Annotated in this window: 17 protein-coding genes; 5 read left to right on the forward strand and 12 right to left on the reverse strand. The window is 69.9% G+C overall.

Features of this window, described 5'->3' with window-relative positions:
• Positions 1-137: 137 nt before the first annotated feature.
• The 5 genes from serA to FDZ84_RS05795 all read right to left on the reverse strand — a co-directional run bounded on the left by serA (position 138) and on the right by FDZ84_RS05795 (position 6,500).
• Positions 138-1,733 (reverse strand): phosphoglycerate dehydrogenase, encoded by a 1,596-nt coding sequence (gene serA, locus FDZ84_RS05775; protein ID WP_168585041.1) that lies wholly within the window; start codon positions 1,731-1,733, stop codon positions 138-140.
• A 716-nt stretch (positions 1,734-2,449) separates the two neighbouring features.
• A complete protein-coding gene (locus FDZ84_RS05780) occupies positions 2,450-2,695 on the reverse strand; it encodes a DUF397 domain-containing protein (protein ID WP_168585042.1) in 246 nt (81 codons plus the stop codon).
• A gap of 183 nt (positions 2,696-2,878) precedes the next feature.
• Complete coding sequence (gene ilvC, locus FDZ84_RS05785) at positions 2,879-3,874, reverse strand: ketol-acid reductoisomerase (protein WP_168585043.1); 996 nt, start codon at positions 3,872-3,874, stop codon at positions 2,879-2,881.
• 147 nt (positions 3,875-4,021) lie between these two features.
• The gene (gene ilvN, locus FDZ84_RS05790; RefSeq protein WP_168585044.1) at positions 4,022-4,528 is read right to left on the reverse strand and encodes an acetolactate synthase small subunit; all 507 of its coding nucleotides are present in this window, start codon (positions 4,526-4,528) and stop codon (positions 4,022-4,024) included.
• A 139-nt stretch (positions 4,529-4,667) separates the two neighbouring features.
• The gene (locus FDZ84_RS05795) at positions 4,668-6,500 is read right to left on the reverse strand and encodes an acetolactate synthase large subunit (RefSeq protein ID WP_168589833.1); all 1,833 of its coding nucleotides are present in this window, start codon (positions 6,498-6,500) and stop codon (positions 4,668-4,670) included.
• Positions 6,501-6,902: 402 nt separating this feature from the next.
• On the opposite strand from FDZ84_RS05795, the gene FDZ84_RS38580 reads away from it, so the two are divergent.
• The gene (locus FDZ84_RS38580; protein WP_246868828.1) at positions 6,903-7,499 is read left to right on the forward strand and encodes a PH domain-containing protein; all 597 of its coding nucleotides are present in this window, start codon (positions 6,903-6,905) and stop codon (positions 7,497-7,499) included.
• 458 nt (positions 7,500-7,957) lie between these two features.
• Positions 7,958-9,802 (forward strand): dihydroxy-acid dehydratase, encoded by a 1,845-nt coding sequence (gene ilvD, locus FDZ84_RS05805; RefSeq protein ID WP_168585045.1) that lies wholly within the window; start codon positions 7,958-7,960, stop codon positions 9,800-9,802.
• A 156-nt stretch (positions 9,803-9,958) separates the two neighbouring features.
• Here the strand turns inward: ilvD and FDZ84_RS05810 are convergent, their stop codons facing one another.
• Positions 9,959-10,762, reverse strand: coding sequence for a DoxX family protein (locus tag FDZ84_RS05810; RefSeq protein WP_246868829.1), 804 nt, complete (start codon positions 10,760-10,762; stop codon positions 9,959-9,961).
• A gap of 238 nt (positions 10,763-11,000) precedes the next feature.
• On the opposite strand from FDZ84_RS05810, the gene FDZ84_RS05815 reads away from it, so the two are divergent.
• Together FDZ84_RS05815 and FDZ84_RS05820 are read left to right on the forward strand one after the other, a co-directional pair.
• A complete protein-coding gene (locus FDZ84_RS05815; RefSeq protein ID WP_168585047.1) occupies positions 11,001-11,957 on the forward strand; it encodes an alpha/beta fold hydrolase in 957 nt (318 codons plus the stop codon).
• Positions 11,958-12,066: 109 nt separating this feature from the next.
• Complete coding sequence (locus FDZ84_RS05820; RefSeq protein ID WP_246868830.1) at positions 12,067-13,206, forward strand: sorbosone dehydrogenase family protein; 1,140 nt, start codon at positions 12,067-12,069, stop codon at positions 13,204-13,206.
• Between the two features lie 91 nt (positions 13,207-13,297).
• Here FDZ84_RS05820 and gatB read toward each other — a convergent pair whose 3' ends face one another.
• The 4 genes from gatB to gatC are packed head-to-tail and all read right to left on the reverse strand — an operon-like array spanning position 13,298 to position 16,825.
• A complete protein-coding gene (gene gatB / locus FDZ84_RS05825; protein ID WP_168585048.1) occupies positions 13,298-14,803 on the reverse strand; it encodes an Asp-tRNA(Asn)/Glu-tRNA(Gln) amidotransferase subunit GatB in 1,506 nt (501 codons plus the stop codon).
• Positions 14,800-14,997, reverse strand: coding sequence for a hypothetical protein (locus FDZ84_RS05830; RefSeq protein ID WP_168585049.1), 198 nt, complete (start codon positions 14,995-14,997; stop codon positions 14,800-14,802). Before FDZ84_RS05830 ends, gatB begins: the two co-directional genes overlap by 4 nt.
• Positions 14,994-16,526 (reverse strand): Asp-tRNA(Asn)/Glu-tRNA(Gln) amidotransferase subunit GatA, encoded by a 1,533-nt coding sequence (gatA, locus tag FDZ84_RS05835; RefSeq protein ID WP_168585050.1) that lies wholly within the window; start codon positions 16,524-16,526, stop codon positions 14,994-14,996. The genes FDZ84_RS05830 and gatA overlap by 4 nt, the downstream gene beginning before the upstream one ends.
• Entirely contained in the window at positions 16,526-16,825 is a 300-nt protein-coding gene (gene gatC, locus FDZ84_RS05840) for an Asp-tRNA(Asn)/Glu-tRNA(Gln) amidotransferase subunit GatC (RefSeq protein WP_168585051.1), read from the reverse strand. Before gatC ends, gatA begins: the two co-directional genes overlap by 1 nt.
• Before the next feature lie 329 nt (positions 16,826-17,154).
• Between gatC and FDZ84_RS05845 the strand changes: the two genes are divergently transcribed.
• The gene (locus tag FDZ84_RS05845; RefSeq protein WP_210435648.1) at positions 17,155-17,808 is read left to right on the forward strand and encodes an amino acid-binding protein; all 654 of its coding nucleotides are present in this window, start codon (positions 17,155-17,157) and stop codon (positions 17,806-17,808) included.
• A 198-nt stretch (positions 17,809-18,006) separates the two neighbouring features.
• On the opposite strand, the gene ligA is transcribed toward FDZ84_RS05845, so the two are convergent.
• Together ligA and FDZ84_RS05855 are read right to left on the reverse strand one after the other, a co-directional pair.
• On the reverse strand, positions 18,007-20,196 hold the full coding sequence (ligA, locus tag FDZ84_RS05850; protein ID WP_371812794.1) for an NAD-dependent DNA ligase LigA: 2,190 nt from the start codon (positions 20,194-20,196) through the stop codon (positions 18,007-18,009).
• An 84-nt stretch (positions 20,197-20,280) separates the two neighbouring features.
• A complete protein-coding gene (locus FDZ84_RS05855; RefSeq protein WP_168585052.1) occupies positions 20,281-20,976 on the reverse strand; it encodes a hypothetical protein in 696 nt (231 codons plus the stop codon).
• Positions 20,977-21,007 lie beyond the last annotated feature (31 nt).

Below are 21,007 nucleotides of genomic sequence, written 5' to 3' on the forward strand. Positions count from 1 at the left end.
GGACACCCATACGGGCGATAGGCCCATGGCCGCAGATGCGACGCAGGGGCCGTCCCAAGATTGCGGAAGCCCCTGCCTCACTCGTCCGAATTACCGGTCGCGGTCCCACCTACTCAGCGGGACCGGACCGGGCGAGCTCACTCGAAGCTGACGGTGCGCACGACGCGGGCCCCGACGGCGGCGCCGATCGGCTCCAGCACTCCGGGCTCGACGGGACGGTCCACGCGCAGCAGCATGATCGCCTCGGAGCGCTCGGTGGTCTGGCTGACCATGGCCGCCTCGATGTTCACGCCGACCTCGCCGAGCAGCGTGCCGACCTTGCCCATCACGCCCGGCCGGTCCGGGTACTCCAGCAGCAGCACGTTGCCCTCGGCCCGCAGGTCGAAGTGCCTGCCGTTGACCTCGACGAGCTTCTCCACCTGGTTCGGCCCCGACAGCGCGCCGGAGACCACGGCGGTGCGACCGTCCGGCAGCCCCGCACGCACCGACACCACGCTGCGGTGGTTCGGGCTCTCCGAGGAGGTCTTGACCTCCACCTGCACGCCCAGGTCCTCGGCCAGCTGCGGCGCGTTGACGAACGTCACCTGGTTCTCCACCGCACCGGCGAACACGCCGCGCAGCGCCGCGAGCTGCAGCACCGAGACGTCCTCGTCGGCCAGCTCGCCGCGGGCCTCCACGGTCACCGAGCTCGGCGTGCTGCCCACCAGCGCGGCCAGCACCTGGCCCAGCTTCTGGGTCAGCGCCAGGTACGGGCGGACTTCCTCGCCGACCGCGCCGCCCTGCACGTTGACCGCGTCCGGCACGAAGTCGCCGCGCAGCGCCAGCCGCACCGAGCGGGCCACGTCGGTGCCCGCGCGGTCCTGGGCCTCCGCGGTGGACGCGCCCAGGTGCGGGGTGACGACGACGTTGGACAGCTGGAACAGCGGGCTGTCGGTGGTGGGTTCGGTCTTGAACACGTCGATGCCCGCGCCGCCGATCTGGCCGTTGCGCAGCGCGTCGACCAGCGCGTCCTCGTCGATCAGGCCGCCGCGGGCGGCGTTGACGACCAGCAGACCGGGCTTGGCCTTCGTCAGCTCCTCGGCACCGATGAGGCCGAGGGTCTCGGCGGTCTTGGGCAGGTGGATGGAGATCGCGTCGGCGCGGGCCAGCAGCTCGTCGAGGGAGACCAGCTCGATGCCCAGCTGCGCGGCGCGGCCCGGCGACACGTAGGGGTCGTAGGCGATCAGCTTGGTGCCGAAGGCGGCGACGCGCTGTGCGAACAGCTGGCCGATCTTGCCCAGGCCGACCACGCCGACGGTCTTGCCGTTGAGCTCGACGCCGGTGTAGGAGCTGCGCTTCCACTCGCCGCCCTTGAGGCTGGCGTCGGCCTGCGCGACGTTGCGCGCCACCGCCAGCAGCAGGGCCATCGCGTGCTCGGCGGCCGAGACGATGTTGGAGGTGGGGGCGTTGACGACCATCACGCCGCGCTCGGTGGCGGCGGGTACCTCGACGTTGTCCAGGCCGACCCCGGCGCGGGCGACGACCTTGAGCTTCTTCGCCGCCGCCAGGACCTCGGCGTCGACCTTCGTGGCGGAACGGACCAGCAGCGCATCGGCGTCGGCGACGGCGTCGAGCAGCGCCGGCCGGTCGGTGCCGTCCACGTTGCGGATCTCGACCTCGTCCCCGAGGGCGTCGATCACGGACGGTGCCAGCTTCTCGGCGATCAGGACGACAGGACGGCTTGCGTTGGTCACGGGCGAACTCCAGTTGGAAGATCACGGTCGGCACGGCGATGTGCCCGGACGGATCGGAGTTTAACGGGAGATTGAGAAAGCGTTCACAAGGGTGTTGCCCGGATCACCGCCGGCGCAAAGGCCCGGCCCGTTAAACCCGATTCTTCGGCATTGTCGCAGATCAGCCGGGCCGCAGGAACGACGCCACGAGTCCGCGGGGACACGTTGTCACGCGAGCGGCGGCTGTGCGGCCAGTGACCGGCACGCACGGCAACCACCCGTACACGTGACGACCTTCTGGTGCCGGTGGGAGGCCGGTATCTGCTGCCACCTCCCGACCGGCACCGCCACGGGTTCTCAGCAGTGGCCTGCGGGGACACCCCGCCCCCGGGCCATCTCGCGAGAAAAAGCCCCGACGCGACGTATTGGTCATACGTGCGTCGGGGTTCCCGGAGTCGAGAAGGCGTCTGAGAGCCTGTCGGCGAATGCCGTCCGCGCCTTGGAAGCGGCGTAGCCGCTTGCATTCGCCTTGCCAAGACGACCATCGGCGGGTTCTGAGAGGTTTTCTGGCGAGGACGGCCCCTCCGCCGCGTATTGGACATACATCAGGAGGGGCACCCGCAGTCCAGGAAACCTCTCAGGTTCCGCTAAGCGACCACCCACCCAGACCATTCACCAACAGGCTCTGAGGTTCCGCCACCCGACCGCCACGTAGAAGAACCCCGGAACTCGGAAGATCACGGTTCGTCGAATTCGCCGTCCTTGGCGCCCGCGACGAAGGCCTCCCACTCCTCCGGCGTGAAGACCAGGACCGGACCCTCCGGTTCGGCGCCGTTGCGCATGCCGATATAGCCGTCCACGAAAGCGATCTCGACGCCGGGCTCGTCCGGTTCGTCGGTGCTGGTGATCCACTCCGCGTTGGTGAAGTCCAGCTGGTGGCGGATGTGCGCCTTGTTGTCGACAATCTCGTTTTCTGCACTCACGATACGTACCCTATCCCTCACCCGCAGCGACCGGTTTCGCCCTTTGGCAACCGCGAAACCCGGGCCGGGGAACCGACCGGCTCCCGGCCGGGAAGCCGAGGCCCGGTGATCCCTCGTGGAGCTCACCGGGCCTTTCGCATCGGCCGGACGTGCGGTTGGCACGCCGCCGAAGACCTGAACCTCTTACTTGTTGGTCCAGGACATCAGGGAGCGGAGCTTCTTGCCGACCTCTTCGATCTGGTGGGCGTTGCCTTCCGCCTGCAGCTTGGCGAAGTTCGGCCGCCCGGCCTCGTCCTCGGCCACCCACTCCTTGGCGAAGGTGCCGTCCTGGATCTCGCCCAGGATCTTGCGCATCGACTCCTTGACGTGGGCGTCGATCACCCGCGGGCCGCGGGTGAGGTCGCCGTACTCGGCGGTGTCGCTGATGGAGTAGCGCTGGCCGGCGATGCCGCCCTCCCACATCAGGTCCACGATCAGCTTGAGCTCGTGCAGGACCTCGAAGTAGGCGATCTCCGGCTGGTAGCCGGCCTCGACCAGCACCTCGAAGCCGTTCTGCACCAGGGCGCTCGCGCCACCGCAGAGGACCGCCTGCTCACCGAACAGGTCAGTCTCGGTCTCCTCCTTGAAGGTGGTCTTGATGACGCCGGCCCGCGCGCCACCGATGGCGGCGGCGTAGGACAGCGCCAGCGCCTCGGCGTTGCCGGAGGCGTCCTGCTCGACCGCGATCAGGCAGGGCACGCCCTTGCCGTCGACGAACTGGCGGCGCACCAGGTGGCCCGGGCCCTTCGGCGCGACCATGGCGACGTCCACGTCCGCCGGCGGCTGGATCAGGCCGTAGCGGATGTTGAAGCCGTGGCCGAAGAACAGCGCGTCACCCTGCTTAAGGTTCGGCGCGATGTCGTTGGCGTAGATCTCGCGCTGCTTGGTGTCGGGCGCCAGGATCATGATCAGGTCGGCTTCCGCGGCGGCCTCGGCCGGGGTGAGCACCCGCAGGCCCTCTTCCTCCGCCTTGGCACGCGACTTGGACCCCTCCGGGAGACCGACCCGCACGTCCACACCCGAGTCCCGCAGGCTCAGCGCGTGGGCGTGGCCCTGGCTGCCGTAGCCGAGGACCGCGACCTTGCGCCCCTGCACGATGCCCAGATCAGCGTCCGCGTCGTAGAAGATTTCAACTGCCATGGTGATTCAGCGTTTCCTTTCGGGAATTCTTCGTGCCTGCCGCCGAAGCGGTGGTTCCTCGTCCAGGGAGTACCCGCCGGGACGGCTTCGCGGAGAAATTCGGCGACAGGCTCTTCGGTTTTCGGCTCTGTGGCGCCAGGCGCCGGATCAGCGCACTGCGGTGGCCGTAATGGAACGCGGGCCACGCCCGATCGCGATCGTTCCCGACTGCACCATCTCGCGGACGCCGTAGGGTTCCAGCATTCGCAGCAACGCGTCGAGCTTATCGGCGGTACCGGTGGCCTCGACGGTCAGCGCCTCCGGAGAGACGTCCACCACTTTCGCGCGGAACAGCTGCACCGTCTCCAGCACCTGGCTGCGCACCGACGCGTCGGCGCGGACCTTGACCAGCAGCAGCTCCCGCTGCACCGCGGCGTCGGTCTCCAGCTCCACGATCTTGATCACGTTCACCAGCTTGTTGAGCTGCTTGGTGACCTGCTCCAGGGGCTGGTCCGAGACGGCGACCACGATCGTCATCCGGGAGATGTCCGGGTGCTCGGTCGGGCCGACCGCGAGCGAATCGATGTTGAAGCTGCGGCGGGAGAACAGGCCGGCCACCCGGGCGAGCACCCCGGGGACGTTCTCCACCAGCACGCTCAGCGTGTGTCGGGTCATCGGCTCAGTCCCGCCTCTCCGAGATTCGCAGTTGTGGTTGCGTCCAGCTCAATCGCTCGTTTCGAGGTTTCTTGTGGCTGGTTTGCGTCACGGTCCCCTGAGGTGCGGTTGAGCAGGACCGAGGTTGACACAGAGCTGCTCATGCCTCCTCCTCGTCGAACAGCGGGCGGATACCGCGCGCCGCCATGATCTCGTCGTTTCCGGTACCGGCGGCCACCATCGGCCACACCTGGGCGTCCTCGCCCACCACGAAGTCGATCACGACGGGTCGGTCGTTGATCTCCATGGCCCGCTGGATGACGCTGTCGACGTCCTCTTTGGACTCGCACCGCAGACCCGCGCAGCCGTAGGCCTCGGCCAGCAGTTTGAAGTCCGGGATACGGTGCTTGTGGGTGCCGAGGTCACTGTGTGAGTAGCGCTCGGCGTAAAACAGGTTCTGCCACTGCCGGACCATACCGAGGTTGCCGTTGTTGATGACGGCGACCTTGATGGGGATGTCCTCGATGGCGCAGGTGGCGAGCTCCTGGTTGGTCATCTGGAAGCAGCCGTCGCCGTCGATGGCCCACACCGTCTTGCCCGGCATCCCGGCCTTGGCGCCCATCGCGGCGGGCACCGCGTAGCCCATCGTGCCGAGGCCCCCGGAGTTCAGCCAGGTGCGCGGGTTCTCGTAGCCGACGAACTGCGCGGCCCACATCTGGTGCTGGCCGACGCCGGCGGTGTAGATGGCGTCAGGCCCGGCCAGCCTGCCGAGCCGCTCGATGACGTACTCCGGCGACAGGCTGCCGTCGCCCGGCCACTCGTAGCCCAGCGGGAACCGTTTGCGCAGGTCGTCGAGCAACTCCCACCAGGGCGCCAGGTCGGCGGTGCCGCGCTCTCCGGTGGCGGCGGTGACCGCGTCGATCAGCTCGCTGATCACTTCCTTGCAGTCGCCGACGATCGGCACGTCCGCGTAGCGGTTCTTGGAGATCTCCGCCGGGTCGATGTCGGCGTGCACGACCTTGGCGTCGGGCGCGAACGACGAGAGCTGGCCGGTGACCCGGTCGTCGAAGCGGGCGCCCAGCGCGATCAGCAGGTCGGCGCGCTGCATCGCGGCGACCGCGGCGACCGTGCCGTGCATGCCGGGCATGCCCAGGTGCTGGGGGTGCGAGTCGGGGAACGCGCCGCGCGCCATCAGCGTGGTGACCACCGGGATGCCGGTGCGCTCGGCCAACTCCCGCAGCTCGGCGTGCGCCTCGGCCTTGATGACCCCGCCGCCGACGTAGCACACCGGCCGCTGCGCTTCGGTGATCAGCTTGGCGGCCTCCCGGACCTGCTTGCCGTGCGGCTTGCTGGTCGGCCGGTAGCCGGGCAGCTTCATCTCCGGCGGCCAGGAGAACGACATGGTCGCCTGCTGGACGTCCTTGGGGATGTCCACGAGCACCGGGCCGGGCCTGCCGCTGGAGGCGATGTAGAACGCCTCGGCGATGGTCCGCGGCAGTTCCTCGGGGTCGGTGACCAGGAAGTTGTGCTTGGTGATCGGCAGCGTGATGCCACAGATGTCGGCTTCCTGGAAGGCATCGGTGCCGATCATGCCGGTGCTCTGCTGACCGGTGATCGCGACGACCGGGACCGAGTCCATGTGCGCGTCGGCGAGCGGTGTGACCAGGTTGGTCGCGCCCGGGCCGGAGGTCGCCATGCACACCCCGACCTTGCCGGTGGCCTGCGCGTAGCCGGTGGCCGCGTGCCCGGCACCCTGCTCGTGGCGGACCAGCACGTGCCGGACCTTGTTGGAGTCGAGGAGCGGGTCGTAGGAGGGCAGGATAGTGCCGCCCGGAATCCCGAAGACGATCTCGCAGCCAACGGACTCCAGTGAACGCACGAGTGCCTGCGCACCGGTCATCTTCACTGGGGCACCGCTGGGCGGCGTGGGCTTGGGACGGCGTCCTGGCGGGGGCGCCGGGACCGGATTCTGCCGTGTATTGGCGCTGGTCATCGGGTCTGCCTCGGGGTCGGGAGTTGGACCGGACACGAAAAAACCCCCGTAGACCCCAAATAGGCCTAACGAGGGTTGGCGCGTCGACGCTGCGAACTTCCTAGGCGTCGACGCGCCGGGGAAGTACGAGAATGTCGTGCAGTCGCAGCATGGCTAGGACGTTAATCAAAGCGGCCCCCCACGTCAAACCATGCGGGACGATCTTCCCGGATGGTGGACACCTGGGATGCCGAGCCGAGCCGCCCGGATCGGGAGTAATCCCTGGTCAACAAGGCCATGGCGGGTCTCGAACGCCGGTCGATGTGACGTCCGCCGCGCCCGCGGCCGTGAACGGGACGTTTCCGGCCGCGCCGTCGGCGACCGCCCACGAAGCCCGGATTTCGCAGGTGAGACCATCGGGACGTGAGTGAGACCCCGCAGGAGCCCGAGCAGCCCGACGCCGAGCAGCCCGCCACGGAGCCCTCCGGAAACAAGCCCTCCGACGCGGAACGCGCCGAGCGGGCCGACGCCGAGCCTTCCGACGCGGAGCAGGCGGGGCCGGTCGAGAAGGCCGAGCAGGCGGAGCCGGTCGAGGAGGCGGAGCAGAGCGACAAGGCCGGGGCCCCGGCAAAGCCCGACGCCCCGAAGTCCCTGACGTTCCGGATCACCCCGGTAGCGCTGCTGGCCGTGCTGGCGATCACCATCTGCGCCACCCCGCTCGCCACCACTGCGGGCACCTGGGCGCTGCTGCTCTACCTGATCCCGCTCGGGCTGCTGGTGTGGATCCTGCGGACCCGGACCACGGTCGACGCCCGGCAGGTCGTGGTGCGCACCTCGTTCGGCCGCACCAAGTTCAGCTGGGACGACGTGGTGTCGCTGCGGCTGAACGAGCGGCGTTGGCTCAAGGCCGTGCTGCGTTCCGGCAAGGAGGTCCAACTCCCGGCGGTGCGGGTGCGCGACCTGCCCCGGGTCGCGGCGATCAGCGGTGGGCGGCTGCCCGACCCGACCACGCAGGAGTAATGTCGACCGCACCGCAACTTTCCGCGCCCAAAAGGCGCTGCCCGGGCGAATGAGCTCAACACGTTGTCGTCAGGCAAGTGGCGACGCCACTTCCGGCGGTAGACCGCAAGCCGCGCCGCTCAACCCGCAAGGCCGAAAGCCGCCGCAAGCGGCGAAGTCGCTTAGCCCACCTGACTTCTTAGGTTCCGCTACTTGCACCGCTAAGAGCCTGCGGGCGAATGCCGTCCGCGCCTTTGGAAGCGGCGCAGCCGCTTGCATCCACCTTGCCAAGACGACCATCGGCGGGTTCTGAGAGGTTTTCTGGCGAGGACGGCCCCTCCGCCGCGTATTGGATATACATCAGGAGGGGCACCCGCAGTCCAGGAAACCTCTCAGGTTCCGCTAAGCGACCACCCACCCAGACCATTCACCAACAGGCTCTAAGCAAACCAGCCCCGAAAATCCGTAAGAAGGTCTATATGCCCCAGCTGCGCTCTCGCACCACGACGCACGGACGCAATGCCGCCGGCGCCCGCTCACTGTGGCGAGCCACCGGCATGACCGACGACGACTTCGGCAAGCCCATCGTGGCGATCGCCAACTCCTACACCCAGTTCGTGCCCGGCCACGTGCACCTGCGTGACCTCGGCGACGTGGTCGCCGCGACGATCCGTGAGGCCGGGGGCGTGCCGCGGGAGTTCCACACCATCGCGGTGGACGACGGCATCGCCATGGGCCACGGCGGGATGCTCTACTCGCTGCCCTCGCGCGAGCTCATCGCCGACTCGGTGGAGTACATGGTCAACGCGCACCAGGCCGACGCGCTGGTGTGCATCTCCAACTGCGACAAGATCACCCCCGGCATGCTCAACGCCGCGATGCGCCTGAACATCCCGGCGGTGTTCGTCTCCGGTGGCCCGATGGAGGCCGGCAAGGCGGTCGTGGTGGACGGGGTCGCGCACGCGCCGACGGATCTGATCACCACCATCTCGGCGTCCGCGAACTCCGCGGTGGACGACGCCGGGCTCTCCGAGGTCGAGCGCTCGGCCTGCCCGACGTGCGGTTCCTGCTCGGGCATGTTCACCGCCAACTCGATGAACTGCCTCACCGAGGCACTCGGTCTGGCGCTGCCCGGCAATGGGTCCACTTTGGCCACCCACGCCGCGCGCCGCGCCCTGTTCGAGGAGGCTGGCCGCACTGTGGTGCGCATCGCCAAGCGCTACTACGGCGAGGACGACGAGTCGGTGTTGCCGCGCTCGGTCGCCAACAAGAAGGCGTTCGAGAACGCGATGGCGCTGGACATGGCGATGGGCGGCTCCACGAACACGGTGCTGCACACGCTGGCCGCCGCGCTCGAAGGCGAGATCGACTTCACCCTGGACGACATCGCGGACATCAGCCGCCGGGTGCCGTGCCTGTCGAAGGTCAGCCCGAACTCCGACTACCACATGGAGGACGTGCACCGGGCCGGCGGCATCAGCGCGATCCTCGGCGAGCTCGACCGGGCCGGCCTGCTGCACCGCGACGTTTCCTCGGTGCACAGCGCGAGCCTGACCGAATGGCTGTCCAGCTGGGACATCCGCGGCGAATCGCCGTCGGAGGAGGCCATCGAGATGTTCCACGCAGCGCCGGGTGGGGTTCGCACCACGCAGGCGTTCTCCACGGACAACCGCTGGTCCTCTTTGGACACCGACGCCGCGGGGGGCTGCATCCGCGACGTCGCGCACGCCTACACCGCCGACGGCGGACTGGCCGTGCTCAAGGGCAACCTCGCCGACGAAGGCGCGGTGGTCAAGACCGCCGGTGTCGAGGAAGAGCTGTGGCACTTCCAGGGTCCGGCTCGGGTCGTGGAGAGCCAGGAGCAGGCCGTGTCGGTGATCCTGAACAAGAAGATCCAGCCGGGCGAGGTCCTGGTGGTCCGCTACGAGGGCCCCGCGGGCGGCCCGGGCATGCAGGAGATGCTGCACCCGACCGCGTTCCTCAAGGGTTCGGGGCTGGGCAAGAAGTGCGCGCTGATCACCGACGGCCGCTTCTCCGGCGGTTCCTCCGGCCTGTCCATCGGGCACATCTCGCCGGAGGCCGCCAACGGCGGCACGATCGGGCTGGTCGAGAACGGCGACCAGATCCTCATCGATGTCCGCGAGCGGAAGCTGGAACTGCTGGTGTCCGACGAGGTACTGGCCGAACGCCGCGCCAAGATGGATGCCAGCGAGCACCCGTGGCAACCGGTCGGCCGAGACCGCAAGGTCACGGCGGCGCTGCGCGCCTACGCCCGCCTCGCCACCTCCGCATCCTACGGAGCAGTCCGCGACGTCAACAAGTAGACCTGTCTCCGGACTGGCGGACGCAAGTGGCTCCACGGCCAACGCGTGACGGGACCCTTGCCGGCTTGCTCGGCAAAGGTGCCCGTCCGCGGCTCGGCTGAACGTGAAAACGGGCCCGCACCAAGAGAGGTGCGGGCCCGTTTTCTCGCGTTCTGGTCAGGGGCGGTGGAACAGGACCAGGACGGCCGCCGATGCGGCAACCGCGATGATCAGGCCGATGAAGCCGAAGGGCAGTGGGCGCCGGAACCAGACCCGCCCGTAGTCCAGGGCGACCCGGCCGGGGCCGGTGAACATCAACCCGAGTCCCAGCACGCCGAGCGTCGCCTCCAGCTCGAAACCACCGGCGGCGGCGAAGAACCCGGCGCCGAGCTTGAGGAAGATCGCGTTGGCCATCACGCCGACGATCCCGGCGGCGGCTAGCGGGGTGAACAGGCCGAGCACCAGCAGCGCACCGGCTCCGAGCTCGGTACCGCCGGTCAGCAGGGCCAGCGCGGCGCTTTGCCCGAAGCCCATCTTGCTCAGCGCCATGGCGAACCCCTCGGGTCCCGGGCCGCCGAGAACGCCGAAGAGCTTCTGCGCGCCGTGCGCGAGGAAAATTCCGCCCAGCGCCAGCCGCAGGATCAGCAGGCCGAGGTCGGTGCCCGCGTTCCAGCCGAACGGCTTGCGCGGGTCGCCGATCTCGTCGTAGTAGTCGGACGGAGCAGCAGCGCGCCGATCGACCACGGGCGTGGCCTCGGCGTCGCTGTAGCCATCATCGTCGTCGTAGTTGGGGTATTTCTGCGCGCCGAGACTCTGCGTGCTCTGCGCGCCGAGACTCTGCGTGCTCTGCGCACCGAGACTCTGCGTGCTGTGCGCACCGAGACTCTGCGTGCTCTGCGCACCGAGACTCTGCGTGCTGTGCGCACCGAGACTCTGCGTGCTCTGCGCACCGAGACTCTGCGTGCTGTGCGCACTCTTCACACTCGGTGCACTCTTCGCACTCGACGCACCCTGCGCGCTTGCCGCTGGCTGCTGGGCGTGCGCGCCGTAGTTGCGATCGTCGGGGTAGCCGCCCGCACCGCCGGGGCGATCGTCGTGAATCCTCACGCCGGACGAGGCTAGGGCATGGTCACCCCAACATGCGAGCCTTTCCGGCAGAAGCTTCTCGACACGTGATTTGTTCGATACTGCGTAACACCGGCTGGGGGAAAATGGTCCGATGGCCGATCAGTTGTTCCGGGAATTCGACGTTTCCGCAGGCGGGATACCGTCTCGAGGCTGGACTTCCCCGCAGGGGATCGCGGCTTCGCAGGCGGTCCTGGTGTGTCCTGAGGTCGGTGGGGCGCCTGAGTTGCTGCCGGTGGATTCGTCGGCTCGGACGATGGGCTGGACCCCGAACCGCGACCCCGAGAACACGCTGGGTGATCACGTCGACGACGCGCTGGCGGTGCTCGACGACGCCGAGGTGAAGGACTGCACTGTCGTCGGCTGGTCCGCCGGCACGGTGGTGGCGGTCGAGCTCGCCCGGCGGTTCCCGGACCGGGTCCGCGGGCTGATGCTGCTCGCCGGGCCGCCGACGGCGGGCGCGGACGCGCTGCTGGCCGCCTTCGGCGTGCCGGAACTCGCCCGCCGGCTGCTCGCGGCCGGCGGGTCCGCCTCGCTGCGGCTCGTCGGCGGCCTGCTTTCGTCGATCACGTCGCGACTGCCGGTCACGGACTTCTCAGCGCGGCTCGTCCGGTACAGCGGCCTGCTGCACCCCGAAACGGATCGGGCGGTAGCCGCGGCCGTGGTGCGGCAGCTGCTGCACGAGGACTGGCAGTGGCACTTGGCGTTGAGCCTCGCCTGGAGCGCCTCGGCCCGGACCCAGGTGGCCGGGCTGAGCTGCCCGCTGACCGTCCTCACCGGACGGCACGATCTGCTGTCGGACTTCGCCAGCACCACCAAGGCGGTCGCGGCGCTGCCGCAAGCGCGGATGCGGATGCTGGCGACGTCGCACTTCATCCCGTTCGAAGCCCCCGACGTGGTGCGCGAGGAGCTGGCCCTGCTGCTGCGCCGGGCCGAAGCGGTGGAGTGCGCCCGCCTCGGCATCGACCCGCCACCGCCCCCGGTGCGCCGCATCCGGCTGCCGCTCCCGGAACCAGGCCCCCGCCGCCGAGCCGAGAACCCGATCAGCTGAGCTGCCATGTTGCCCCCCGCCCGACACCTCGGAGGTAGTTCGTGCACGTCCTCACCCGGGGTTTACCCTTCGGCCGATAGGCTCGGGCGTCGTGGCAGTCTCGGTTCGCATGCGTCGTCTCCTGCTGGGCATGACCGCTGTGCTCGGCACGCTGCTGGCGGGATGCGCGCAATTCCCCGACGAGCACACCAGGCCGTGGGGCGACCCTCCGTCACTGGAGCCGCAGGCCGGTCCGCAGCCGTCGTTCGAGAGCGAGCCCACGCCGCCGGGACCAGGCACCGCACCGCAGCAGCCCAACGCGCCGGTCGGCTGCGAGGATCCCGATCCGGCCGTGGTGGCTACCTGCCTGGACCCGGTCGGCGCGATCGCGGTGCTGCCCGACGGTCAGGGCGCGCTGGTCGGCGAGCGGGCCACCGGGCGGGTGCTGCGCGTGCAGCGCGGCACGAAACCCGTTGAGCTGGCCCGGATCCCGGTCGATCCGAGTGGCGGCGGCGGGCTCACCGGGCTGGCGCTGTCTCCCACCTACCACGAGGACGAGCTGTTTTACGCCTACGTCACGACCAGCAGCGACAACCAGGTCGTGCGGGTCGCGGCCGGGGACCGGCCCAAGCCGGTGCTGACCGGCATTCCGAAGGGTTCGACGGGCAACGCCGGGGCGATGCTCGACGACGGCCAGGGCTCACTGCTGATCGCCACTGGCAACGCGGGCAGCCCGGCCAGCGCCTCTAATCCGCAGTCGCTGGCGGGCAAAGTGCTGCGCATCGACGGTTCCGGCAAGCCGGCCGTGGGCAATCCGGACCCGAAGTCGCCGGTGGTCGCCAGCGGGTTGACCGAGCCGGGAGGCCTGTGCGGCACGCCCGCGCTGGGCATGTACTGGGTGACCGATCGCAGCGGCAGCCAGGACGCCCTGTACCGGGTACAGCTCGGGAAGCCGCTGGGCTCGCCGGCGTGGACCTGGGCGGAGCGGCCGGGTGTGGCGGGTTGCGCCGCCGACCCGGCGATGGTGGTGGTGGCGCTGCGCGATGCCGCCGCGCTGTACACCTTGCACCCGGCGCCGGACGGCACCTTCACCGGTCAGCCGACGAAGGTCATGGAAAACACCTACGGCCGGTTCTCCGCCGCGGCGCTCGGCCCGGACGGCCTGATCTGGCTGGGCACCGCGAACAAGGACGGCGGTCGCCCGGTCTCCAGCGACGACCGCGCCCTGCGCATCGAGCCCCCGTCGGGCGGCTCCGCGGGCAAGGACTGAGAGACCCGTGAGTGTTTTTGGGTGCCACAGCGCCCAAAAACACTCACGGGTCTCTCCCTAAGCCAGCCCGAAGGCACCCTTCACTCAGTTCCTACTGGCCGCAGGCCGCGAGGACGAGCTCGCGGACCCGCTTGGCGTCGGCCTGGCCCTTGGTGGCCTTCATGACCGCGCCGACGATCGCGCCCGCCGCCTGCACCTTGCCGCCGCGGATCTTGTCCGCGATGTCCGGCTGCGCCGACAGCGCCTCGTCGATCGCGGACTGCAGCGCCGAATCGTCCGACACGACCTCCAGGCCGCGCGCCGCGACGACGTCGTCCGGCTCGCCCTCACCGGCGAGCACCCCGTCGACGACCTGCCGGGCCAGCTTGTTGGTCAGCTTGCCCTCGGCGACCAGTGCGATCACCCGAGCCAGCTGCTTCGGGGTGATCTCCAGGTCGGCGAGCTCGACGCCGCGGGTGTTGGCCTGCTGCGCCAGGTACGAAACCCACCAGGACCGGGCGTCGCCGGAGGGCGCGCCCGCGTCGACGGTCTGCGCCACCAGCTCCAGCGCCCCGGCGTTAACCAGGTCGCGCAGCTCCTCGTCGGACAGGCCCCAGTCCTCCTGCGCGCGCTTACGCCGCTCCCACGGCAGCTCGGGCAGGGTCTTGGCCAGCTCCGCGACCCACTCGCGGGAGGGCGCGACCGGCACCAGGTCGGGCTCCGGGAAGTAGCGGTAGTCCTCCGAGGTCTCCTTGCGGCGGCCCGCCGACGTGGTGCCGGTGGACTCGTCGAAGTGCCGCGTCTCCTGCAGGATCGAGCCGCCGGAGGCCAGCACCGCGGCGTGCCGCCGCATCTCGAAGTGCACCGCGCGCTCCACGCTGCGCAGCGAGTTGACGTTCTTCGTCTCGGTGCGGGTGCCGAACTCCGCGGTGCCCTTCGGCATCAGCGACACGTTCGCGTCGCAGCGCAGCGAACCCTGGTCCATCCGCACGTCGGAAACGTCCAGCGCGCGCAGCAGATCCCGCAGCGCCGTAACGTAGGCGCGCGCGACCTCGGGAGCCCGCTCCCCGGCGCCGACGATCGGCTTGGTGACGATCTCGATCAGCGGCACCCCGGCGCGGTTGTAGTCCAGCAGGGAGTACTCCGCGCCGTGGATGCGGCCGGTGCTGCCGCCCATGTGCGAGGACTTACCGGTGTCCTCCTCCATGTGGGCCCGCTCGATATCGACCCGGAAGATCTCGCCGTCGTCCAGCACCACGTCGAGGTAGCCGTCGTGCACGATCGGCTCGTCGTACTGCGAGGTCTGGAAGTTCTTCGGCATGTCCGGGTAGAAGTAGTTCTTCCGGGCGAACCGGCACCACTCGGCGACCTGGCAGTTCAGCGCCAGCCCGATCCGGATGGCCGCCTCCACGGCCTTGCCGTTGACCACCGGCAGCGAGCCCGGCAGGCCCAGGCACACCGGGCAGACCTGAGTGTTCGGCTCGGCGCCGAAGGCGTTGGCGCAGCCGCAGAACATCTTCGTCCGGGTGGACAGCTCCACGTGCACTTCGAGCCCGAGCACCGGGTCGAACCGCGCGAGGACCTCGTCGTAGTCCATGATCTCAGCGACGGCGGTCACTTGTCGTCCTCCCCCTTGCGCAGCGCCCGCACGGCCAGGGCGGTGCCGGTGATCAGCCCGAGCGCGGTGATGATCGCGTCCGCCAGCGCGAGCTTGTCGTTCTTCTCCCGCGCCGCGCGGAAGCTCGCCCGCAGCCCGAGGCCGGCCGAGAGCACGGAGGCGAGTTGGAACGCTGCCTTGATCTTCGGGTTCATCGCGCGACCTCCAGCCGGGGAACACGGTTGATGAGCGGGCCGTCCTGGCTCGCGTTGCGCGCCGCCTCGTAGGCCGCGCCGACCCGGTACAGCCACTCGTCGGCCATCGCCGGGGCCATGATCTGCAACCCGACCGGCAGACCGTCCTCATCGGACAGTCCGCACGGGACGCTCATGGCGGCGTTGCCGGCCAGGTTGGACGGGATGGTGCACAGGTCCGCGAGGTACATCGCCATCGGGTCGTCGACCCGCTCGCCGATCTTGAACGCGGTGGTCGGCGTGGTGGGCGACACCAGCACGTCGACCTGCTCGAAGGCGGCGGTGAAGTCGCGGGTGATCAGCGTCCGCACCTTCTGCGCCTGGCCGTAGTAGGCGTCGTAGTAGCCCGACGACAGCGCGTAGGTGCCGAGCATGATTCGCCGCTTCACCTCTGGCCCGAACCCGGCCTCGCGGGTCAGCGACATGACTTCCTCCGCGCTGCGCGCCCCGTCGTCGCCCACGCGCAGGCCGTAGCGCATCGCGTCGAAGCGGGCCAGGTTGGAGGAGCACTCGCTCGGCGCGATCAGGTAGTACGCCGGCAGCGCGTAGTTGAAGTGCGGGCAGGAGACCTCGATGACCTCCGCGCCCAGCGCGGACAGCTGCTTGACGGCGGCGTCGAAGGCCCGCTGCACGCCCGGCTGGTAGCCGTCGCCGGAGAACTCGCGGACCACGCCGACGCGCACGCCCTGCAGGCCGCCCGAAGCGCCCTGCTCGGCGGCGGTAACGACCTGCGGCACCGGCTGGTTGATAGAGGTCGAGTCCATCGGGTCATGGCCGGCGATCACCTCGTGCAGCAGCGCGGCGTCCAGCACCGTGCGGGCGCAGGGACCGGGCTGGTCCAGCGAGGAGGAGAACGCGACGAGGCCGTAGCGGGAGACGCCTCCGTAAGTCGGCTTGACGCCGACCGTGCCGGTCACCGCGCCGGGCTGGCGGATCGAGCCGCCGGTGTCGGTGCCGATCGCCAGCGGCGCCTCGAACGCGGCCAGCGCCGCCGACGAACCGCCGCCGGAACCGCCGGGGATGCGCTCCAGGTCCCACGGGTTGCGGGTCGGGCCGTACGCGGAGTTCTCGGTCGACGAGCCCATCGCGAACTCGTCCATGTTCGTCTTGCCGAGGATGACCACGCCCGCCTCGCGCAACCGGCGCGTCACGGTCGAGTCGTACGGCGGGACCCAGCCCTCCAGCATCTTGGAGCCGCAGGTGGTGGGCATGTCGGTGGTGGTCAGCACGTCCTTGAGCGCCAGCGGCACGCCGGCCAGCGGCGACGTGACGTTCCCGGCGGCGCGATCCTCGTCAATCCGCCGCGCGGCGGCCAGCGCGCCGTCGGCGTCGACGTGCAGGAAGGCGTGCACCTCCGAATCGACGGCGGCGATCCGGTCCAAGTGCGCCTGCGTCACCTCGACCGACGTGACCTCGCCCGCCTGCAGCTTGGCGGCGAGATCGGATGCGGTCAGCCCGGTCAGGCTGCCGCCGGATGCGGTCGACGTCATCAGGCCTCCTCGGTGAGAATCCGCGGCACGCGGAACCGGTCCTCTTCGGCGGCCGGCGCCGCGGCGAGCGCCTGCTCGCGCGACAGGCCCGGCCGCACCTCGTCCTCGCGGAAAACGTTTGTCACCGGCACGGCGTGGGACGTCGGCGGGATGTCGTCCGCAGCGACCTCGCCCACCTTGGCCACCGCATCGAGGATCTGGTCGAGCTGGCCGGCGAAGGTTTCGAGCTCCGCCTCGGTGACAGCCAGCCGCGCCAGGCCGGCGAGGTGCGCGACCTCGTCGCGGGAGATCTTGGACACTGCGAAGGCTCCCTGGTCATGTCCGGTTTCACGGGTACCGCTCAGTCTATGGCGGTGCCTGGGTCCGGCCGCCGGGGGGAGGTCCGCGGCCCCGGTCTCGCGACACAGCGGCAACACTTGCAGCGACGAGGCAACTACAGGACGACGGTACGGCGGGAAACAGCAGGTCTTTCCACTCCGTGGACGCCGGGGGCACCGGTGGGGCGCGGCGTCTGACACAATTTCAGTGCCAGTTCCTCGCACTAGGGGCCGCGGTAACGCGGTCAAGTGCGGTGGTGAGCAGCGCGGCCGGCGAGGTGTCGCGCACGAAGCTGGAGGCGTTGAGTCCGGTGTCCTTCCTCATCCGGGTGCAGATACCGGACCGGCCCGGCAATCTCGGGTCGGTGGCGAGCGCGCTCGGCGAGATCGGTGCCGACATCCTCAGCGTCGACGTGGTCGAGCGCAGCAACGGCGTGGCGATCGACGACCTGGTCGTGGAGCTGCCCTCCGGTCGGCTGCCAGATGTGCTGATCACCGCGGCCGAGTCGGTCCACGGCGTCGAGGTCGATGCGGTCCGGCCCTACGCGGGCGTGCTGGACACGCACCGCGAGCTGGAGCTCGTCGAGGAGATCGCGGCCGAGCCGGGGCGCGGGTTGCAGATCTTCGCCGAGGGCGTCCCCAAGATCATCCGATCTGGTTGGGCGATCATCTTCGGGCACCGATCGGGCGGGGCGGAGCAGCTGGCCGCCAGCACCTCGGCCCCGCAGGAGGGCTACCTGGAGCTGCCGTGGCTGCCGCTGCCGCGGGCGACGATCCTGGACGACGACGAGGACTGGGTGCCGGACACCTGGAAGGAGCTCGGCACCGAGCTGGCGGCGACGCCGATCGGCAAGCCGGACCGGGTGCTGCTGGCGGGCCGCCCGGGAGGCCCGATGTTCCGCACCGCGGAGCTCGCCCGCCTGGCCCACCTGGCCGGCATCGTCTCGGTCGTCCTCGACGGCTGAGCACGCCGCACTCAACCTCTCAAGTCCGCAATTTCCAATTGAAATCGAAGGGGTGAGTCCTCCGGCCGCCGCAACGGCCCGAAGGACTCAGAGCCTGTTGGTGAATGGTCTGGGTGGGTGGTCGCTTAGCGGAACCTGAGAGGTTCCCTGGACTGCGGGTGCCCCTCCTGATGTATGTCCAGACAGGCTCTCACGGCGTCACTCCTCCTCGGTCGGCAGCGCGACCTCGGCGGCGGCCTCCGGACCGTCGTCCAGCAGCACCCGGAAGCCGTTCTCGTTCAGCACCGGAACCTTGAGCTGCATGGCCTTGTCGTACTTCGAGCCCGGCGAGTCGCCGACCACGACGAAGGCGGTCTTCTTCGACACCGAACCGGCCGCCCGCCCGCCGCGGGCCATGATCAGCTCCTTGGCCTCGTCGCGGGAGAATGTCTGCAGCGTGCCGGTGACCACGATCGACAGGCCTTCGAGGGTGCGCGGGATCGATTCGTCGCGCTCGTCGGCCATTCGCACCCCGGCGGCCCGCCACTTACGCAACACCTCGCGGTGCCAGTCGACCTCGAACCACTCGCGCACCGCGGTGGCGATCGTCGGCCCGACGCCGTCCGCGGCGGCGAGCTCCTCCTCGGACGCCTCCTCGATCCGGTCCAGCGAGCCGAACTCGCGGGCCAGCGCCTGCGCGGCGGTCGGCCCGACGTGCCGGATCGACAGCCCCACCAGCACCCGCCACAGCGGCTTCTCCTTGGCCGTGTTCAGGTTCAAGAGGAGCTTGGCGCCGTTGGCCGACAGGTCGCCTTCCTTGTTGCGGAACAGCGGCGTCTTGAGCAGCTTCGGCTCATCGAGGTCGAAGATGTCGCCCTCGTCCTCCACCACCCCGGCCGCCAGCAGCGCGTTCGCCGCCTCGTAGCCGAGCGCGTCGATGTCCAGGACCTTCCGGCTGGCCAGGTAGAACAGCCGCTCGCGGCGCTGACCGGGGCAGCCCTGGGCGTTCGGGCAGCGCAGGTCGACGTCGCCTTCCTTCTGCTGCGACAGCGGCCACCCGCACTCCGGGCACACGGCGGGCATGACGAACTCGCGCTCGTCGCCGGTGCGCACGTCGACCACCGGGCCCAGCACCTCGGGGATCACGTCGCCGGCCTTGCGGATCACCACGCGGTCGCCGATCAGCACGCCCTTTCGGCGCACCTCGTCGGCGTTGTGCAGGGTCGCCATCGACACCGTGGACCCGGCGACCTTCACCGGCTCCATCACGGCGAACGGCGTGACCCGGCCGGTGCGGCCGACGTTGACCTGGATGTCCAGCAGCCTCGTGGTGGCCTGCTCCGGCGGGTACTTGTAGGCGATGGCCCAGCGCGGCGCGCGGGAGGTGGTGCCGAGCCGGCGCTGCAACGGGACCTCGTCGACCTTGATGACGATGCCGTCGATCTCGTGCTCAGCGGAGTCGCGGTGCTTGCCCCAGTAGTCGATGTGCCCGACCAGTTCGTCCATAGTGGACAATACGACGGTGCGTCCGGACACCGGCAGGCCCCACGCCTTCAGCGCGGCGTAGGACTCGGACTGGCGGTTCGGTTCGAAGCCGTCCCGCTTGCCCAGGCCGTGGCAGATCAACCGCAGCGGTCGGCTGCGGCTGATCCGCGGGTCCTTCTGCCGCAGCGACCCGGCGGCGGAGTTGCGCGGGTTGGCGAACGGGGGCTTGCCCGCCTCGACGAGCTTGGCGTTGAGCTCCGCGAACTCGTCGACGCGGAAGAACACCTCGCCGCGGACCTCCACCAGCGCCGGCACCGGGAACTCGTCGGTCCCGGTCAGCTGCTCCGGCACATCGCCCATGGTGCGGACGTTGAGCGTCACGTCCTCGCCGGTGCGGCCGTCGCCGCGGGTCAGGGCGCGCTCCAGCCGCCCGTCCCGGTACAGCAGGTTGATCGCCAGGCCGTCGATCTTCAGCTCGCATAGGTAGTGCACGTCGGTGCCTACCTCGCGCTCCACCCGGTCGACCCAGACCTGCAGCTCCTCGGTGCTGAACGCGTTGTCCAGGCTCAGCATCCGTTCCAGGTGCGCGACCGGGGTGAACTCGGTGGAAAAGGCGCCGCCCACCACCTGCGTCGGCGAGTCCGGCGCCTGCAGCGCGGGGTGCTCGGCCTCCATCTCCTGCAGTTGCGCGAACAGCCCATCGAACTCGCCGTCGGAGATCGTCGGCGAGTCCAGCACGTAGTAGCGGAACTGGTGGCCGCGGACTTCCTCGGCCAGCTCCGCGTACCGCTCGCGCACCTCGGCGGGCACGTCTTCGACGCCTTCCGCCGCGCGGCCCGCGGCAGGGTCGCTGGGCACGACCTCCTCGGCGGTGGCCGCGGTGTCGTTCGCGGCGGAGTCCCGGTCCACATCCTTGCTGGTCACGACCCGAGACTAGCGAGCGTCCCCGACAACAGCACGCACGACTCGTCGTGAGCGGTCAATCCGGCAAGAACCCGGCTTCGCCACTCACGACTCGGTCGGCGCCAATGCGGTGCGGTCGAGTTCGCGGACCAGTTCGCGGAGCTCCAGCAGGCCGATCGCGCCTTCGGGTTCCAGTTCCGCGGTCTCCACCCGGCCCAGCCGGTCGGCCGCCAGCCGCTCGCCGAGGGTCGCGTCCAGCGGCAGGAACGTCAGCGCCCGGCGCGCGTTCTCCGCCAGCCCGCTGAAGCCGGGGTGGTAGACGGCGACGTCGACCACCCCCTCGGCCTCGTCGACCTGGGCTACGACCCGCACGTCGGCCAGCGGGTACTTCTCGCCCCGCAGGTTCACGGTGACGTCGGTCGGGTCCGGCACCGGCGGTACGGAGTCGTGGTACTCCCAAAGCGTGTCGGCGGCCGGGGCGGCGGCCATCCAGGCGTCCGTGTAGGGGCGCAGTCCGGGGTCGGCCTGGGCGCTGATGACCAGCGCGTACACCGCCTTCTCGCCGTGCTCGATGGCGAAGGTCAGGTTCGGGTGCACCTCGGCGAGGGCTTCGGCCACCAGGCTCTCGATCCGCTGCGGCACGCTGTCGCCGAGCGCGGAGGCGATCTCCGGCAGCAGGTCGTCCCACCGCTGCCAGAACCGCGTGGCGCGATCGGCCGCCTCGGCGTGGACATCGACCGGCTCAGCGGTCTCGGCGTTGTCCGGGGCTTCGGCGTTGCGACGGCGGAGGAACCTGAACATGCCCACCATTGTGCCGGGTACCGTGCTGTCT

This window comes from Saccharopolyspora sp. ASAGF58 (assembly GCF_012277335.1).
Lineage (GTDB): Bacteria > Actinomycetota > Actinomycetes > Mycobacteriales > Pseudonocardiaceae > Saccharopolyspora > Saccharopolyspora hattusasensis.

Bases quoted from the DNA above. Each gene is read 5' to 3' on its own strand.
- ilvC (WP_168585043.1), bottom strand. From the start codon at position 3,874: ATGGCAGTTGAAATCTTCTACGACGCGGACGCTGATCTGGGCATCGTG.
- ilvN (WP_168585044.1), bottom strand. From the start codon at position 4,528: ATGACCCGACACACGCTGAGCGTGCTGGTGGAGAACGTCCCCGGGGTG.
- FDZ84_RS05795 (WP_168589833.1), bottom strand. From the start codon at position 6,500: ATGACCAGCGCCAATACACGGCAGAATCCGGTCCCGGCGCCCCCGCCA.
- ilvD (WP_168585045.1), top strand. From the start codon at position 7,958: ATGCCCCAGCTGCGCTCTCGCACCACGACGCACGGACGCAATGCCGCC.
- FDZ84_RS05815 (WP_168585047.1), top strand. From the start codon at position 11,001: ATGGCCGATCAGTTGTTCCGGGAATTCGACGTTTCCGCAGGCGGGATA.
- FDZ84_RS05820 (WP_246868830.1), top strand. From the start codon at position 12,067: ATGCGTCGTCTCCTGCTGGGCATGACCGCTGTGCTCGGCACGCTGCTG.
- FDZ84_RS05830 (WP_168585049.1), bottom strand. From the start codon at position 14,997: ATGAACCCGAAGATCAAGGCAGCGTTCCAACTCGCCTCCGTGCTCTCG.
- gatA (WP_168585050.1), bottom strand. From the start codon at position 16,526: ATGACGTCGACCGCATCCGGCGGCAGCCTGACCGGGCTGACCGCATCC.
- FDZ84_RS05855 (WP_168585052.1), bottom strand. From the start codon at position 20,976: ATGTTCAGGTTCCTCCGCCGTCGCAACGCCGAAGCCCCGGACAACGCC.